The sequence below is a fragment of the Arthrobacter ipis genome (assembly GCF_014694315.1).
Taxonomy (GTDB): domain Bacteria; phylum Actinomycetota; class Actinomycetes; order Actinomycetales; family Micrococcaceae; genus Arthrobacter; species Arthrobacter ipis.
This window is the reverse complement of sequence record NZ_JAAOXD010000003.1, coordinates 271,315-287,419: the sequence shown is the minus strand read 5'-3', so window position 1 is coordinate 287,419 and position 16,105 is coordinate 271,315. Positions and strand designations below refer to the sequence as shown.

The following is a 16,105-nucleotide window of genomic DNA, read 5'->3' as shown; positions in this document are numbered from 1 at the left end:
TGCGTGACGTGCGTTTCACTGCGATGAACCGGGGCCAGAGCGGCAAGATGGCAATGGCGGCAGCCGCCCTGAGTGCCGGCCTGCTGGCCCTGACGGGCTGCGGCTACATCAACGCCCAGCAGACCTCTCACCAGTACGCTGCCTCCGACGGAACCCGCGCCGACGTCGGACCGGTGCAGCTGCGAAACATGCTGATCGTTTCCGCGGGCGAGAACCAGCCGGGCCGCGTCATCGGCGCCGTCTACAACTCCTCGTCGAAGGACGTCAAAGTCACCCTCAAGGGAGCCGAAGGTGCGCAGACTGAAGTTTCCGTCAAGCAGAACGCCTACACCCTGCTGAACGAATCAGCGGACAAAGCCATCCTGAGCACCTCCGGCGGTAAACCCGGGTCCCTCGTGGACGTCCAGGTGACCGAGAACGGCACCAACGTCAACAAGACCGTGAAGATTCCTGTGGTGGACGGCACGCTGAAGGAATACGCCACCTACCTGCCCGGCAGCACGCCCAGCGGGTCTGCGACGCCGAGCGGGTCTGCCACTTCTAGCCAGACCGCAACCCCGGGCGAGACTGCAACGCCGAGTGACACCGCCTCGGCCACGCCCACCGAAAGCCACTAGCAGCGCAGGCCACTGACGGCCGCTTGCTAGAACAGCAATACAAGAAGGAGGGGTTCCCAGCCGGGAACCCCTCCTTCTTCGTGTTTATCGGTGCTTCGCGTTGCCGGTGCCGCGCCCGGGCGCCTCGCCCGGGCTGGAAACAAGCTTCTACGGCTCGAACTTGTAGCCCAGTCCGCGCACGGTGACGAGATACCGCGGCAGGGACGGGTCGGGCTCGATCTTGCTGCGCAGCCGCTTCACGTGGACGTCGAGCGTTTTGGTGTCGCCCACATAGTCGGAGCCCCAGACCCTATCAATCAGCTGGCCCCGGGTCAGCACGCGGCCGGAGTTGCGCAGCAGCATCTCCAGCAGTTCAAACTCCTTCAGCGGCAGCGACACCTGCTCGCCGTCGACGCTCACCACATGCCGCTCGATGTCCATCCGCACAGGGCCGGCGTGGACGGTGGACGCGATGAGTTCCTCCGGTTCGCCCTGGCGCCGCAGTACGGCGCGGACGCGGGCCACCAGCTCGCGGGAGGAGTAGGGCTTGGTGACGTAGTCGTCCGCGCCCAGCTCCAGCCCGACGACCTTGTCGATCTCGGTGTCCTTGGCCGTCAGTATGATGACCGGGACGGTGGAGCGCTGACGCAGCTGCCGGCAGACCTCCGTGCCGGACTGTCCCGGCAGCTGCAGGTCGAGCAGCACGAGGTCTGCCCCGTTGCGGTCGAATTCCGTGATGGCGTCGAGGCCGTTGTCCACGACCTCCACCTCGAATCCTTCCTTGCCCAGTAAATAGGACAGGGGATCGCTGAACGACTCCTCATCCTCGACAATAAGAATCCTGCTCAAGCGTTAGCTCCTCGTTCGTGGACGCCGGCGGCGTCGCGTGGGTCGTTGGCCTGTTGCGGCCGGTCGTGCCGGCCCTGCGGTGAGTCGGGGGCCAGCGTTCTGACTTCCTGGGCAGCGCGGGCGCGCGGTTCCGGCGCCGACGTGCCTTCCTGCCCTTCCATCTCCGGCAGCCGGAGGGTGAACGTGGAGCCCTGGCCGGGCTGGGACCAGAGTGTGACTTCCCCGCCGTGGTTGGAAACGACGTGTTTGACGATGCTCAGGCCCAGGCCGGTTCCGCCGGTGTGGCGGGACCGGGCCGCGTCCACCCGGTAGAAACGTTCGAACACCCGCTCCTGGTCCTCGGGTGACAGGCCCTCGCCCTGGTCCGTGACGGAGACGGAAACCAGTCCTTCCCTGGACCGCACACCGATGCCCACCCGGGTGTTCTCCGGCGAGTACCGGATCGCGTTGTCGATGAGGTTCCGCAGCGCCGTGACCAGCAGGTCCTGGTCACCGTAGACCTTCGCCTCCGCACGGCCGCCAATGACGATCTGGATGTTCTTGCTTTCGGCGGGCAGCTGCGACCGGTCGACGGCTTCGGAGATGACGTCGTTGATGTCCACAGTGTGCCCCTGCTGCGCCACGTTCGCGCCCTGCAGCCGTGACAGCTCAATGATGTCCTGCACCAGCGCGGCGAGGCGGGCCGACTCCTTGTGCATGCGTTTGGCGAAGCGGCGGACGGCGTCCTCGTCGTCCGCGGAAGATTCCAGCGCCTCAGCCAGCAGCGAGATGGCGCCCACCGGCGTCTTCAGTTCATGGGACACGTTGGCCACGAAGTCGTTGCGGATCTCCTCGGTCCGGGTGATCTCCGTCCGGTCGTCGGCCAGCAGGACAATGTATTCCTCACCCAGCATTGCTGCCCGGACCTGCACGATGATGGTTCCCTGGCCGAGCGGCCCCCGGGGCAGTTCAAGCTGCCTCTCCAGGATCACGCCGTCCCTCCGGACGTTCGCCGTCATCTCCAACAGCTCGCGGTGCACCACCGTGTGGCCGCGCACCAGGCCGTAGGCGTAGGCCGCCGGGCTTGCCCGGACGACGCCGTCGATCGCGTCCACCACCACAAACGCCTGCCCGACGACGGCGAGGACTTCCGCGGACCCCTGGGGCAGCGCCGGTTCGTCGTACTCAATGTCTACGAGCTCGCGCTGCTTCTCGCTGGCCCGGAAGGCGAGCACGCCAAAGACGCCGAACGACAGGCCCAGCAGGCCGGCGATGACACCTAAGAGCATTGGATCCACGCCTCCAGCTTATGCTTCCGGGAACCCCCGATATCCGATAAACGGCCCACGCGGTGCGGATTCAGCTAACGTTCATCTTGAGGTGTGTAACAGTTCACCGAAGACTGGAAGAGTGTGCGGTTGGACTGCCGGAACGGTGACACGAAATTCTGACCGCCGCGGCGGGGCGGAGTTTCCAAGGAAAGGACGCCTACGTGCGCAAGGTTTTTCAGGAGGAGCTGGCCCACGTGGGCGAGGACCTCATCGAGATTTCAAAGCTGGTCAGTGAAGCGATCGGCAAGGCTACGACGTCGTTCGAGAGCGCCGACGTCGATCTGGCACAGGACGTCATCGCCGCGGACGCCAGGATCGACTTCCTGCAGAACAGCCTCGACGAGCGCGCCATCGACATCCTCGCCCTGCAGGGCCCCGTGGCCAGCGACCTGCGCATGATCGTCGGGTCGCTGCGGATGAGCGCCTCCTTGGAGCGCATGGGCGACCTCGCCCGCCACATTGCCCAGCTGGCCCGGCTGCGCTTCCCCGCCATGGTGATCCCGGAGTCCCTGACCGGGACATTCAAGAGCTTCGCCGAGCAGGACATCGAGATCGCAAACAAGCTCACCCAGCTGCTGGAGACCCGTGACCTCGAGGTTGCCCGCGACATCCTCAAGGCCAACTCCGCAGTCAACGACCTCCACCTCAGTGTCTTCAAGGCGATCGCACGCCCCGACTGGCAGGAATCCCCGGCCACCACCGTGGACGTCGCCCTGGCCAGCCGCTACTTCGAGCGGTTCGCGGACCACGGCGTGTCCGTGGCGCAGAAGGTCACCTACCTCGTGACCGGAGCCTGGCACCCGAACAGCATCGAGCACGGCTAACGATAACTTCCAGTGCATTAAACGGACGACGCCGGCTGGTCACCTGAGGTGACCGGCCGGCGTCGTCCGTTTTGGTTTCGACAGGCTCAACCCGCGGAGTTTACTTCTTGCCCTGGTTGGCGACGGCCAGGATGGCCTGCTCGGCTGCCTCGGGGTCGAGGTAGGTGCCGCCGGGGGTGAGCGGCTGGAAGTTCTCGTCCAGGTCGTAGACCAGCGGGATGCCGGTGGGGATGTTCAGGCTGGCGATGGCGTCGTCGCTGATGCCGTCCAGGTGCTTGACCAAAGCGCGCAGTGAGTTGCCGTGGGCGGTGACCAGGACCGTCTTGCCTGCCTTCAGGTCTTCCTTGATGTCCGATTCCCAGTACGGGAGCAGGCGGATGAGGACGTCCTTGAGGCACTCGGTGCGGGGCAGGTCGTCACCGAGGTCCGCGTAGCGCGGATCGCGGGACTGGGAGAACTCGCTGCTGTCGTCCAGGGGCGGCGGCGGGGTGTCGTAGGAGCGGCGCCACAGCATGAACTGGTCCTCCCCGAATTCGGCGAGGGTCTGGGCCTTGTCCTTGCCCTGCAGTGCACCGTAGTGACGCTCGTTCAGGCGCCAGTCGCGCTTGACGGGGATCCAGCCGCGGTCAGCCTTGTCCAGAGAGATGTTGGCCGTGTTGATGGCCCGCTTCAGGAGCGACGTGTAGAGGATGTCCGGGAGAATGTTGTTCTCAACCAGCAGTTCCCCACCGCGTGCTGCTTCCTCGCGGCCCTGGTCGTTCAGGTCTACATCCACCCAGCCGGTGAACAGGTTCTTGGCGTTCCATTCGCTGTGGCCGTGGCGCAGCAGAATCAGCTTGTAAGTCATGATTTTCATCCTAGCCGAGCGGGACCCGTGGGTGCCGAGAGTTACATCACGCGGCAGGACCGCCCGCATCCCGTACGCAGGGTACCCCGTTAAGCTGGTGCCGTGGTGCAGAAAGCAGAGCGGGTGGTGACCAACCGGAGCAGCCGGGGCAGGCCGGTGGGAAACGTGACCCGCGGCACCACCAACCCGAACCGCATGCGCCGGCTGGACCGCTGGCTGGCCGGCCCGCAGGCCTGGCGCCTCCGGAGGGCGGCCGACCCGCTCGTGGTGGACCTCGGTTACGGCGCTTCGCCGGCCACCGCCGTCGAACTCTTTGAACGGCTCCGGACGGTACGGCCGGATGTGCGCGTCTGCGGGATCGAGATTGAACCGGAACGCGTGCGTGCAGCGAAGGCCTTGGAGCGCCCGGGCCTGAGTTTCCACAACGGCGGATTCGAACTTCCGGTGCCCGGGAACCCGGTGCTTGTGCGGGCGTTCAACGTGCTGCGGCAGTACGAGGAAGCGGATGTCCGCGGCATCTGGGAACTGGTGCAGGGCCGGCTGGCTCCGGATGGCCTGTTCATCGACGGGACGTGCGACGAGATTGGCCGGCGCTCCGCCTGGATTGCCCTCGATGCTGAGCGGCCACTGAGCCTCACCATGTCAGTGCGCTTCGGGAGTTTCGGGTTGCCGTCCGAGATCGCGGAACGTCTGCCCAAGGCCCTCATCCACCGCAATGTTCCCGGCGAACGGATCCACACGCTGCTGCAGGCGATGGACCGGGCATGGCTCGAGGCGGCGCCGCTGGCGCCGTTTGGGAACAGGCAACGGTGGACGGCCATGTGCCGGGCGCTGCTCGACGGAGGGTGGCCGGTGCAGGATGGCCCCTCGCGTTGGCGGTTGGGGGAACTTACCGTCGGCTGGAAAGCTGTGGCGCCAGACTAAGGCGGCGGCCCAAAAGCGCGGTCACCAGGGGCCGTACGGGCCCATGTTTCTGCTGCCGCCGCGGCCGGCGTCCTTCACGGCCGGGCGGACGTCAGCCAGGTAGACGGAGGCCGCAACCACGGCTCCGAGGCCAAACAGGCCAAGCGGGCCGAGGAGACCGCCCGATCCGCCGCCCAGCACAGACAGTGCGCCGACGGCCAGGCTGCCGCCGGTCAATGCAAGCCAGAAGGTCTTGGTGCGCTTGCCGACAGCTTCAAAGGCGTTGGCCCGGTGGCGGACGCAGTCAAAGAAGGCCCACACCTCGAGGGCCAAAGCAATCAGCCCCAGGATGTAGTAGACCGTGCTCTCAACGTAGAAAATCAGTAGTCGTCCGTCCACCAGCCCAGCCTATCGGTCCAGGGCGTCCAGCGCCTGCTTCAAGTCGGCCCAGAGGTCCTCTACGTTTTCGATGCCAACGCTCAGGCGCACCAGGTTTTCGGGGACGCTGACGGGTTCCGCAGCGTGCCGTCGCCGCCGCTCGATGAGCGACTCAACGCCGCCAAGGGAGGTGGCCGGCAGCCACAGGTTCAGGGCACGCACCAGCTTGTCCGCGGTGTCGGAAGCGCTGAGTCCGCCGGCGGCGGCAACCTGGACGCAGAGAATCGACCCAAAGCCTGTCATCTGGGACTTGGCCAGATCGTGGCCGGCATCCGACACCAGGCCCGGGTAGCGCACATTCTCCAGGGCCGGATGTGCGCTGAGACGTTCGGCCAGCACCGCCGCCGACGCCTGCGAACGCTCAATTCGCAGGGCCAGCGTCCGCAGGCCGCGCAAGGCCAGCCACGCTTCGAAGGGACCGGCGATTCCGCCATGGATGATGCGGTGGTGAAGAAGTGTTTCGCGCAGTTCCGCGTCAGAGGTCACCAGGGCGCCCAGCACCACGTCGGAGTGGCCGGCCAGGTACTTGGTCACCGAGTGAAGCACGACGTCGGACCCCAGGCTGAGCGGCTGCTGCACCAGAGGCGTGGAGAAGGTGTTGTCCGTGACGACGACGGCGCCGGCGTCGTGGGCGGCCTGGGTGAGCGCCCGGATGTCCGCGATGCCGAGCATCGGGTTGGTGGGGCTTTCCAGCCACAGCATGTCCGCCGCCTTGCCATCCTGCGGCGCTATCTGGGCCCGGACAGCTTCGGTATCCGCGATGTCCACGGTGCGGAGTTCGAGGAGGCCTTTTTCGGCCAGTTCGGCGGCCATGACCAACGAACCGGAATAGCTGTGGGACGGCATCACCAGGACGCCGCCGGTGGGGATCAGGGAGAGCGCGGAGCTGACCGCGGCCAGGCCCGAGGAGTACAGCAGTCCCGGCAGCGAGGCGCCTTCGAGCTGGCCGAGGGCCTCTTCGAACGGGTCCCACGTGGGGTTCGAATAGCGGCCGTAGCCCCGGTCGCCGTCGTCCAGCGCGCCGGTGCCAAAATAGGTGGAGGAGAGCACGATGGGCGGGTTGACGGGCGCATCGTGTTCGCGGGGCGGACGGCCGGCGGCCACAACCACCGTTTCGGCAGACAGGGATGCGGCATGCTCATCGGAAAGACTCATGGTCACAGGGTACGTTGGGTGCCAGCCCGCTGCGAAAGCGGCTGCTACCGGCGGGATGCACAAGCGGGCGCGGGGCATCTTCGTCGGTGGAAATCGGTAGGCTGGACAGGTGAATACGCAGAGCTCCGGACTTTTCATCGCCTTCGAAGGCGGTGACGGTGCCGGCAAGTCAACCCAAGCCGCCCGGCTGGCCGGCTCGCTGGAATCGCGCGGCCTCACCGTGCTGCGTACCCGGGAACCCGGTGGGACACCCATCGGCGAGAAGCTCCGTTCCCTGGTGCTGGACCACGGCCACGGCCACATCGACGCCCACACCGAAGCCCTGATCTTCGCCGCCTCCCGGGCCGCGCACGCCAGCCAGGTCATCAGGCCGGCCCTGGCCCGCGGCGAGGTGGTGCTCACGGACCGCTACATCGACTCCTCGGTGGCATACCAGGGCGCCGGCCGCGCCCTCGGCACAGACGCCGTGCGGAGCGTCAATGAGTGGGCCACGTCCGGTCTGCAGCCGGACCTGACGGTGCTCCTGGATGTCCACCCGGCAGAGGGCCGCAGCCGCCGCACCGCCGGGGATGCTGCCGAGGACCGGCTGGAATCGGAAGCCGACGAATTCCACGCCCGGATCCGCCAGGCCTTCCTGGACCTCGCCGCGGCCAGGCCGGATAACTACCTGGTGCTGGAGGCAGGACAGCCCGTCGAGGACATCGCGGGACTGATCCTGGCGCGCGTCGAGCAGCTCCTCGCACGAACAGGCGCCGACCGGCAGGGGCAACCATGACCGTCTGGGATGACCTGCAGGGCCAGCCAGCCGTCGTCGCCCAGCTGCGGCAGGCCGCGATGGGTGAAGGGCTCACGCACGCCTGGCTGTTCACCGGGCCTCCGGGCTCCGGCCGTTCCAATGCGGCCAAGGCCTTCGCCGCGGCACTGAACTGCGACCAGGACGACGTCACCATGCGCGGCTGCGGCACCTGCCCGGCGTGCCTGACCATCCTGGGTGAAACCCACGCCGATGTCTCCTTTGTCCGCACCGAAAAGGTGACCATCAGCATCAAGGAGGCCCGCCAGCTCGTGGCCACGGCGGGCAACCGGCCCTCCTCTGCCCGGTGGCGGATCATCGTGGTGGAGGATGCCGACCGCATGGAGGAGCGCACCACCAACGTGCTGCTCAAGGCCATAGAGGAGCCCACCCCCCGCACCATCTGGATGCTGTGCGCCCCCTCCCCCGCGGACGTCCTGGTGACCATCCGCTCGAGGTGCCGGGCAGTGGCGCTGCGGCTTCCCCCCGCCGCAGACGTGGCGGCGCTGCTGGTGAAGCGCGACGGCGTGGACCCGGCCCTTGCTGAGCGGGCTGCGCGGGCCGCCCAGAGCCACGTTGGCATCGCCCGCCGTTTGGCCCGCGATAGCGAGGCCCGGGAACGGCGCCTGGAGACCGTCCGGTTCCCGCTGGGCCTGCGCGGCATTACGGCCGCCGTGATGATGGCTGATAAACTCGTGAAGATCGCCACCGAGGAGGCCACCAGCTCCAATGAGGAGCGCGACGCCGCCGAGAAGGCCGCCCTGCTGGCAACGCTGGGTGCCCCGGAGACCGGGACCCTGCCGCCTGCCATGCGCAGCCAGGTCAAGCAGCTCGAAGACGATCAAAAGAGGCGGGCAAAGCGTTCCGTCACCGATTCACTCGACCGGACGCTGACTGACCTTCTCTCGTTCTACCGGGACGTTCTGATCATCCAGCTGGGGAACGCCGTCGAACTCGTGAACGTTGAACTCAGGAGCGAGCTGGAGGAGTTTGCCCAACGGTCCGGGCCGGAAGTGACACTCGCCCGGATGGACGCCATCAACAACGCCCGCAAGCGCATCACCACCACCAACGTCGCACCCCTGTTGGCCGTAGAGTCAATGGCCGCGAGCCTGATCTAAGCCACGCACCGCCCGCCCTCTGACTGACCACGCTGACGCCGCCTACAAGGAGAACACCGCATGATGTCTGCACCGCCCCTGTCCTCGCGACCCCGGACCCTCGCGGGCGGGATGCGGGCGGCCGGCGCCATGGCGCTGGCCCTGCTGCTGGCATCGTGCAGTGCCCTTGGCCTCTCCAAGGACGAGTCCTCCCAGGGCGGCTCCACCGGGCAGGCCGACCCCTCCATAGCGGCGGCCGCCCCCGAAGGGCTGAAGGACTTTTACTCCCAGACGATTGTCTGGAAGCCCTGCGAGGACAAGCTGCAGTGCGCCAAGGTCAAGGTGCCGGTGGACTACGCGAAACCGGACGGCGACACGATTGAACTCGCTGCCGTGAAGATTGCCAGCACCGGGAACAAGAAGCAGGGCAGCCTGCTGGTCAACCCCGGCGGACCGGGCGCATCCGGCTACGACTTCGTCAGGGACGCCGGCAACAGTAATTTCTCCGAGACGGTGCGCGCCAACTACGACCTCATCGGTTTTGATCCACGCGGCGTCAAGCGCTCGGCACCCGTCACCTGCCTCACCGACAAGGAACGGGACGAGGCGCGGGCAAAGGTCTACACGCCGGAAACCGACGCCGGGCTGGCAGTTCTCCGCGCCGATAACAAGGCCATCGCCGCCAAGTGCGCTGAGCAGACGGGCGCGGTGCTTGGCCACATTGACACCGTCAGCGCGGCCAAGGACCTGGACGTCCTGCGCGCCGTGCTCAACGACTCCAAACTCAACTACATGGGTTTTTCCTATGGCACTTTCCTGGGCTCCACCTACGCGTCGCTCTTCCCGGACAACGTGGGGCGCATGGTCCTCGACGGCGCTATCAATCCGTCCCTCAGCGCTGAGGAGCTGACTCTGGGCCAGGCCCGGGCCTTCGAGAAGGCCCTGCGCGCCTACGTGGAACATTGCCTCGGGGAGGAGGGGTGCCCCCTGCGCGGAACGGCGGACGACGGCCTCCAACAGATCCGCGACCTCATTAACTCCGTGATCCAGACTCCGCGGACGGCCAAGGACGGCCGGCTGGTGGGCGGCAATGCCTTCGTCAGCGGCATCGTCGTTCCGCTGTACGCCAACGAAAGCTGGCCGGCTCTGACGCAGGCACTGGACGCGGCCATGAAGGGCGACGTCAGCCTCATGCTTCGCCTGGCCGATCTGGGCGCGAACCGGTCCCCCAACGGCAAATACACGTCCAACACGGCTCTTGCCTTCAGCGCCATCAACTGCCTGGACTACCCCACGAACAGCGATCCCGCGGCCATGCGTGCCGAGGAGCAGCGGCTTCGTGAGGTCTCCCCCACGCTGGGCTACTTCTTCGCATACGGCGGGGCGAACTGCGCGGACTGGCCGTACAAGAACGTCCGGACCCCGTCAGCCGTCAAGTACAGCGGCTCCGCACCGATCGTCGTCGTCGGTACCACCGGCGACCCGGCAACGCCGGTGGAGTGGGCGAGCGAACTGCGGAAGCAGCTGGGCAACGCGTCTCTGCTCACCTTCAAGGGTGAGGGCCACACCGCCTACGGCCGGTCCAACACCTGCATCAGCAGCGCCGTGGACAAGTACCTCGTGGACGGCAAGGAGCCGGCGGACAACACCGTCTGCTGACTCCGAACCTTAGGTTGCCTGGGAAGCGCGCCGCTCCAGAAGCGCCGGGAAGTCCCTAATGGAGGGCAGGATGTCGGTGGCACCCGCGCCGCGAAGTGCCGCCTCGGAGTGCGAGCCGGTCAGCACCCCGGCAGCCACGGAAGCCCCCGCACGCAGGCCGGAATGGATGTCCGCGGCGGAGTCCCCCACCACGGCCACCTTCCGGACGTCGTCAATGTCGAGGGCCAGGAGCGCTGTCAGCACCATGTCCGGGAACGGCCTGCCCCGGCCGGCGTCGGCGGGGCACAGGCTGAGGTCCGCCAGGCCCATCCAGCCCAGCGATTCGAGCACCATGTTTTGTGTGTGGCGCCCGAAGCCGGTAGCCAGGCAGACCTTGATGCCGGCGTCCCGGAGCCACCCGATGGTGTCCTCGGCCCCCGGGACGGCCCGGACTCCGCCGTCGGCGATGAGTTCGTCGCAGTTCAGCTCAAACCTCCTGTTGGCGCTTGTGGCCGCCTGGGGGTCGTCAAACAGTTCAGCGAAAACCGTCATCCGGGAGATGCCGGAACGCTCCCGCGCATAGCGCAGCATGCCCTCAAAACGGGCAGAGTCGGCCGGGACTCCCTGCTCCACCAGCGTGCTGGACATCGCGCGGTCCATGAGCCCGCCGTCGTACACGGTTGTCCCCACCATGGCCAGCACCGCCAGCCGGACGGGCTGGCCCTGCTCCGCCGCGTCCGCGGCCGCCGAGAGGGAACTGCGTACTGTGCTGCCGGTTGAAATTGTGCTGTTAAGTGTCATGGTTGAGCTCCTTTGCCGCTGGTGCGCGGGCATGCTGCGCCACATTGTCGGGGTCCAGCATTCCCGCCGCTGCTGAGGGTGGCCTGAACCGGATACAACGGCGGAATGAACGTCCTGCCAACGTCAAACGCAGCCTGCGGGGCGCTCATTTTGACCCGGGCACAGGGACTCTATTACAGTTGACTCTTGCATGAACCGGCCGGTTTCCCGGCTGTTTGGTGCGGTGCTTCCTTAGCTCAGTCGGTAGAGCGTTTCACTCGTAATGAAAAGGTCATCAGTTCGATTCTGATAGGAAGCTCGGGACAAACCCCCTAGAAATCAAGGTTTCTGGGGGGTTTTTCGCTGGCTTGTGGACAAGCGGGGAATCTTATGCATTCCCCGCTTTTCCTGTCTCTTCCCGGCGTGTTCGTCACTTTTTCGTCACCGGCATATAGCTGCGGCCAAGGGTAACAAGATGATCGTTCTGCCCTGCCGAGTTGTAGACCCTGCCTTGTATCGCTTTTGCTCGCCGTCGCCATGCTCGGCCGACGCTGAGACTAGGACGCTTCACATGAGTGTCTGGCGAGGCCTGCTCTCCCAAGGTCCTTCCCGGCATCGGATACAGTTCCGATAAGCAAGGCGCAGTGAAGAACAAAGAGTTGAACGGGGAACAGTCACAACATGTCTGGTAGCGAGCGGGCCATAGACCTCTATGTAGGGGAGATACTGCAACAACTGGCGACCGGGCATGCGAGGGAACATGCCTATAGGCCAGCTTTCAAGGACTTGATGGAGTCCTTGGAGAACATACGAGCGGTTAACGATCCCAAGCGGAGTGAGAACGGAAACCCGGACTTCATCTTCCTCTCAGCTAGTAACGCAGGCATCGTGCGTGGTTACGCCGAAGCCAAGGATGTGACCGTTTCCCTTTCTTCCGTTTCAGATTCTGAACAGATGCGAAGGTACGCAGGCTACAAGAGCCTCATACTGACGAACTACATCGACTTCATCTTTTACCGCGCCGGTGAAGCTTATAAGACTGTTAGCCTAGGCACGCTCAGCGGCAGTCAGCTGGTGGAGAATGCAGGTGCTCGCGACGAACTCCTGCGCGAGCTCAAAGCCTTTGTGCAGCTTCCTCCCGCTGCCATTAGAAGTGGAAGTCGGCTTTCCGCAATCATGGGCAGCAACGCTTTGCGTATCAGGGAAAGCGTCAGCTACTTCCTCTCCGAAAACGACGATCCTACGGGTGAGTTGCAGCGGATGCACAAGGTCGTCAAGAATCTTCTCGTCCACGACCTGAGCATCAAGGACTTCGCCGACATGTATGCCCAGACGCTTGTCTATGGACTTTTCATTGCCAGGTACGGGGACGAGTCACCTGAGAACTTTTCACGCGCCGAGGCCCGCGAACTGATTCCGGCGACTAACCCTTTCCTGCGGTCCTTCTTTGATCATATTGCTGGTACCGGTTTTGACGTTCGGCTCAGGTACATCATCGACGACTTGTGTGACGTCTTTCGGGCAAGTGACGTCCGCTACGTGGTGAACCGACACTTGGGTGTACGTCGGGAAAACGGGAAGGACCCCAAAGATCCCATCATCCACTTCTACGAAGACTTCCTCGCCAGTTATGACCCCGATAAGCGAAGAGCGCTGGGCGTCTACTACACACCTAGGCCAGTCGTAAAGTTCATTGTTCGACGAGTGAACGATGTTCTGATCCAACACTTCGGAATAACGGACGGGCTTGCTGACACCACTCAGACCAAAGCAGCGGTAGCGCTTCAGGGCAAGACCAAGACAGTCTCGCTACCGCGTGTTCAGATACTTGATCCAGCTACGGGAACTGCCACCTTCCTGGATCAGATCGTTCGTTTCGTTCGCGAGCGATTTGAAGGCCAAGAAGGTGCTTGGTCTACCTACGCAAAGTCGAAACTGCTGCCACGGTTGCACGGCTTCGAATTGATGATGGCGTCGTACACGGTCGGACATCTCAAGCTGGGGATGACTTTGGCTGAAACCGGAGTCACCGGCGTGACCGATCGACTTGGCATCTACCTGACAAACACCTTGGAGGAAGGCAGTTCTGCTGCCCCTGACCTTTTCAGCACTCTCGGACTCTCAGCAGCCATCACGGAAGAAGCGAGGAGAGCCGCTGAGCTGAAGAACGACCATCCGGTAATGGTTGTTATAGGAAATCCACCCTATTCCGGTGTCAGCTACAACAAGACCGCCTATGCAGACGGACTCATAGCGGCCTACAAGCGGGAACCTGGCAGCAAGAGCAAGTTGAAGGAGAAGAAACACCGCCTCGACGACGACTACGTCAAGTTCATGGCGTTCGCGGAATCGGTGATCAACAGGAACGGCGATGGTGTGATGGCGATGATCACAAACCACGGCTACATCGACAATGCCTCCTACCGAGGCATGCGATGGCACTTGATGAAGTCCTTTGACCACATCTACATCTACGATCTCCACGGCAACATGACCAAAAAGGAAGTCCAGCCGAACGGGTTGCCGGATGAGAACGTCTTTGACATCAGGCAAGGCGTCAGCATAATCATCGCCTGCAAGAATGGTGATCAGGGGACAAAGCTGGCAAGGGTCTACCACACCGACTTATGGGGTACCAGGCAGGAAAAGTTCGACTTCTTGGATAGCGGCGTTCAAGTGGACGAAATCGAACCCCACAAGCCGTTGTACCTCTTCAACCGCCGTACCTTCGAAAACGCAGCTTACGAGGATGGTGTCCAAGTCGATCAGCTCTTTACTCTCGGGTCAAGTGGTGTTCAGACGTCTAGGGATAGTCTCGTGGTCGACTTCACCAAAGAGGAGCTGATCTCTCGGCTGAAGGACTTGTCGGACATTCGCCATACGGACCAAGAAGTGCGAGACAAGTATTTTCCGAAAGCGAAGTCAGCAAAGTTCCTGCCGGGGGATACGCGGGGTTGGAGACTTGCCGAGAAGCGCGTCCTCATCCGAAAGTCGGAGCTAGAAGAGGATGTGCGGCCATATGGCTACCGCCCCTTTGATAAGCGATACGCCGGGATCGGACCTCTTTACGCCGACTGGCCTCGGACCAGCGTTATGTCAAACATGGACTACGCGAACGTAAGCCTTGTCGTGGGGCGGGAGGGCAAGGCAGTAGGTGACGGTGAATGGAATATTGTCTTTGTTGAGGACGTAGTGTCCGACCTCAATCTTTTCTACCGGGGTGGGGGCGTCGTCATGCCGCTCTACCGGTACGCCAGTGACGGCCGTTTCTTGGGCGCTAACATCGATTCAAGCGCTCTGAAACAGCTCTTAAGAAAAATCGGGCGATACCAGTTTTCGGACGTAATTTCTGATGACGCCGAAGATGCGATTGGTGATTCCATCACCCCGCTACAGGTGTTTGATTACGTCTACGGCATCTTGCACTCGACAGAGTACCGCCAAGCGAATAAGAACTACTTGGACGTTGCCTTTCCGAAGATCACGCCACCTGAAAACAAGGAGTTCTTCGTCCGCACGGCTGCCACGGGCAGAAAGATACGCAGACTGCATCTAGGACTCGAGCCGCTCCCCCACAACCTGGGTACGACCTACCCAGTTGCAGGTTCAAACGTAGTTGGAGCCATCAAGAGACAAGATTCGAAGATATGGATCAACGACACTCAGTACTTTGGGGGCATCGACGATGAGACTTGGGAGACTCATGTCGGGGGTTATCAGGTCATGCATAAATGGCTGAAAGACAGGATCGGCCGTGAACTGACCGATGACGACATACGGCACTTTCAGACCATCGCTTACCGGTTGCGGGCTGTGCGCGAAGCCGTCGAGCTGTACACCCTTGAGGAAGCGGTGGCGGCAGATGAAGCAGGCACACCCGAGGTGACTGAAGGCTCATTCACGGGGTAGCCAAAGCTTTAGCCACATCATAACCGGCTGATTTGGAAAGATTTTGGCGCGCCCTGTCGTATCGCCGTGTAGTCCGTGGGTCAGCATGCCCCATACTGTCCTGCAAATCATGCAATGCGGCCCCTGCATCCAGTGCCAGCGTGGCGAACGTATGACGCAGGGAGTGTGGACTGATCCGCCCCTGGACACCAGCAATCCGAGCCAGGCGTTGCACGGTACGGAATGCCTCAGAGGCTGCCCAGCGCTTGCCTGTGGCTGTGGTGAACAGCGGCAGGCTGGCACCTGCCGTGCCTGGCACAAGTTCCCTGCCGGTCGTTTCGAGGTAGGCATTCAGTGCTTCCACCGCGGGGGCCGGCACGGCGACCTTTCCTTCTTCGCCGCCTTTGCGCCGGATGCTCAGTGTCCTGTGGCCGGCGTCGTGGCCATAGTCCGTTGCGTTGGCGTTCAGCGCTTCACTGATACGGATCCCGGTGAGTAGCAGGAGGGACACGAGAGCGTGTGAGCGCGGGCCGTCAGCCCGTGCCACGGCCAGCAGGGCGCGTGCCTGGGCTTTCGTCATGCCCTCAGTGCTGGAATGGTCGGCGTTCACTTTCGGACGCTTCACCAGCTCGACAGGGTTTCCACCTGTCAGCACGTCAGCGGATACCGCGTAACGGTAGAAGCTGGAGAGCGCGGCCAGCTTAGCCGCGACGGTGGCCGGTGACAGGGCAGCCAGCGTATGCCGGTAGCCATCGATGATCGGACGCTTCACCGTCAGCAGGTCCATCCCCCTGGCGTCCAGCCAGGAACAGAAGTCCGTCATGCTCCTGCTGTAGGCACGGAGTGTGTGGGGTGAGTTTTGCGCCAGCTTCCATGCCGCGATGACGTGGCCATGCCGTTGTTCATTTCCTACTGGGAGACTGATCGCTTCAAGGTCCATGGCCACATGATAACTGACATTATCGTGCGGTCGACACCTGCGAG

The 16,105-nt window shown here is 63.7% G+C and carries 14 protein-coding genes and 1 tRNA gene; 8 read left to right on the top strand and 7 right to left on the bottom strand.

The window, feature by feature from the left end; translation table 11 throughout:
* Window positions 1-8 precede the first annotated feature (8 nt).
* Window positions 9-617: a hypothetical protein gene (locus G9E11_RS08365; RefSeq protein WP_414635179.1), complete on the top strand. Its 609-nt coding sequence runs from the start codon at window positions 9-11 to the stop codon at window positions 615-617.
* Window positions 618-764: 147 nt separating this feature from the next.
* On the opposite strand, the gene G9E11_RS08360 is transcribed toward G9E11_RS08365, so the two are convergent.
* Together G9E11_RS08360 and G9E11_RS08355 are read right to left on the bottom strand one after the other, a co-directional pair.
* The gene (locus tag G9E11_RS08360; RefSeq protein WP_190604702.1) at window positions 765-1,445 is read right to left on the bottom strand and encodes a response regulator transcription factor; all 681 of its coding nucleotides are present in this window, start codon (window positions 1,443-1,445) and stop codon (window positions 765-767) included.
* Entirely contained in the window at window positions 1,442-2,713 is a 1,272-nt protein-coding gene (locus G9E11_RS08355) for a sensor histidine kinase (protein WP_190605902.1), read from the bottom strand. The genes G9E11_RS08360 and G9E11_RS08355 overlap by 4 nt, the downstream gene beginning before the upstream one ends.
* A 203-nt stretch (window positions 2,714-2,916) precedes the next feature.
* On the opposite strand from G9E11_RS08355, the gene phoU reads away from it, so the two are divergent.
* The gene (gene phoU / locus G9E11_RS08350; RefSeq protein WP_190604700.1) at window positions 2,917-3,579 is read left to right on the top strand and encodes a phosphate signaling complex protein PhoU; all 663 of its coding nucleotides are present in this window, start codon (window positions 2,917-2,919) and stop codon (window positions 3,577-3,579) included.
* Between the two features lie 100 nt (window positions 3,580-3,679).
* On the opposite strand, the gene G9E11_RS08345 is transcribed toward phoU, so the two are convergent.
* Entirely contained in the window at window positions 3,680-4,426 is a 747-nt protein-coding gene (locus G9E11_RS08345) for a phosphoglyceromutase (RefSeq protein ID WP_190604698.1), read from the bottom strand.
* Between the two features lie 102 nt (window positions 4,427-4,528).
* Between G9E11_RS08345 and G9E11_RS08340 the strand changes: the two genes are divergently transcribed.
* Complete coding sequence (locus G9E11_RS08340; protein WP_190604696.1) at window positions 4,529-5,350, top strand: class I SAM-dependent methyltransferase; 822 nt, start codon at window positions 4,529-4,531, stop codon at window positions 5,348-5,350.
* 21 nt (window positions 5,351-5,371) lie between these two features.
* Here the strand turns inward: G9E11_RS08340 and G9E11_RS08335 are convergent, their stop codons facing one another.
* Together G9E11_RS08335 and G9E11_RS08330 are read right to left on the bottom strand one after the other, a co-directional pair.
* Window positions 5,372-5,728: a DUF2516 family protein gene (locus G9E11_RS08335; RefSeq protein ID WP_190604694.1), complete on the bottom strand. Its 357-nt coding sequence runs from the start codon at window positions 5,726-5,728 to the stop codon at window positions 5,372-5,374.
* Between the two features lie 9 nt (window positions 5,729-5,737).
* Complete coding sequence (locus G9E11_RS08330; RefSeq protein ID WP_190604692.1) at window positions 5,738-6,922, bottom strand: trans-sulfuration enzyme family protein; 1,185 nt, start codon at window positions 6,920-6,922, stop codon at window positions 5,738-5,740.
* 109 nt (window positions 6,923-7,031) lie between these two features.
* Between G9E11_RS08330 and tmk the strand changes: the two genes are divergently transcribed.
* The 3 genes from tmk to G9E11_RS08315 all read left to right on the top strand — a co-directional run bounded on the left by tmk (window position 7,032) and on the right by G9E11_RS08315 (window position 10,474).
* Window positions 7,032-7,697, top strand: coding sequence for a dTMP kinase (gene tmk / locus G9E11_RS08325; protein WP_190604690.1), 666 nt, complete (start codon window positions 7,032-7,034; stop codon window positions 7,695-7,697).
* Entirely contained in the window at window positions 7,694-8,836 is a 1,143-nt protein-coding gene (locus G9E11_RS08320; protein WP_190604688.1) for a DNA polymerase III subunit delta', read from the top strand. The genes tmk and G9E11_RS08320 overlap by 4 nt, the downstream gene beginning before the upstream one ends.
* 63 nt (window positions 8,837-8,899) lie before the next feature.
* The gene (locus G9E11_RS08315) at window positions 8,900-10,474 is read left to right on the top strand and encodes an alpha/beta hydrolase (RefSeq protein WP_190605899.1); all 1,575 of its coding nucleotides are present in this window, start codon (window positions 8,900-8,902) and stop codon (window positions 10,472-10,474) included.
* Window positions 10,475-10,483: 9 nt separating this feature from the next.
* Here the strand turns inward: G9E11_RS08315 and G9E11_RS08310 are convergent, their stop codons facing one another.
* Window positions 10,484-11,254 (bottom strand): HAD family hydrolase, encoded by a 771-nt coding sequence (locus G9E11_RS08310; RefSeq protein ID WP_190604686.1) that lies wholly within the window; start codon window positions 11,252-11,254, stop codon window positions 10,484-10,486.
* 225 nt (window positions 11,255-11,479) lie between these two features.
* Here G9E11_RS08310 and G9E11_RS08305 point away from each other — a divergent pair.
* Both G9E11_RS08305 and G9E11_RS08300 read left to right on the top strand, forming a co-directional pair.
* Window positions 11,480-11,552, top strand: a tRNA-Thr gene (locus tag G9E11_RS08305).
* A gap of 362 nt (window positions 11,553-11,914) precedes the next feature.
* Complete coding sequence (locus G9E11_RS08300; protein WP_190604684.1) at window positions 11,915-15,142, top strand: type ISP restriction/modification enzyme; 3,228 nt, start codon at window positions 11,915-11,917, stop codon at window positions 15,140-15,142.
* Here G9E11_RS08300 and G9E11_RS08295 read toward each other — a convergent pair.
* A complete protein-coding gene (locus G9E11_RS08295; RefSeq protein WP_190604682.1) occupies window positions 15,132-16,061 on the bottom strand; it encodes a tyrosine-type recombinase/integrase in 930 nt (309 codons plus the stop codon). The genes G9E11_RS08300 and G9E11_RS08295 overlap by 11 nt on opposite strands.
* Window positions 16,062-16,105 lie beyond the last annotated feature (44 nt).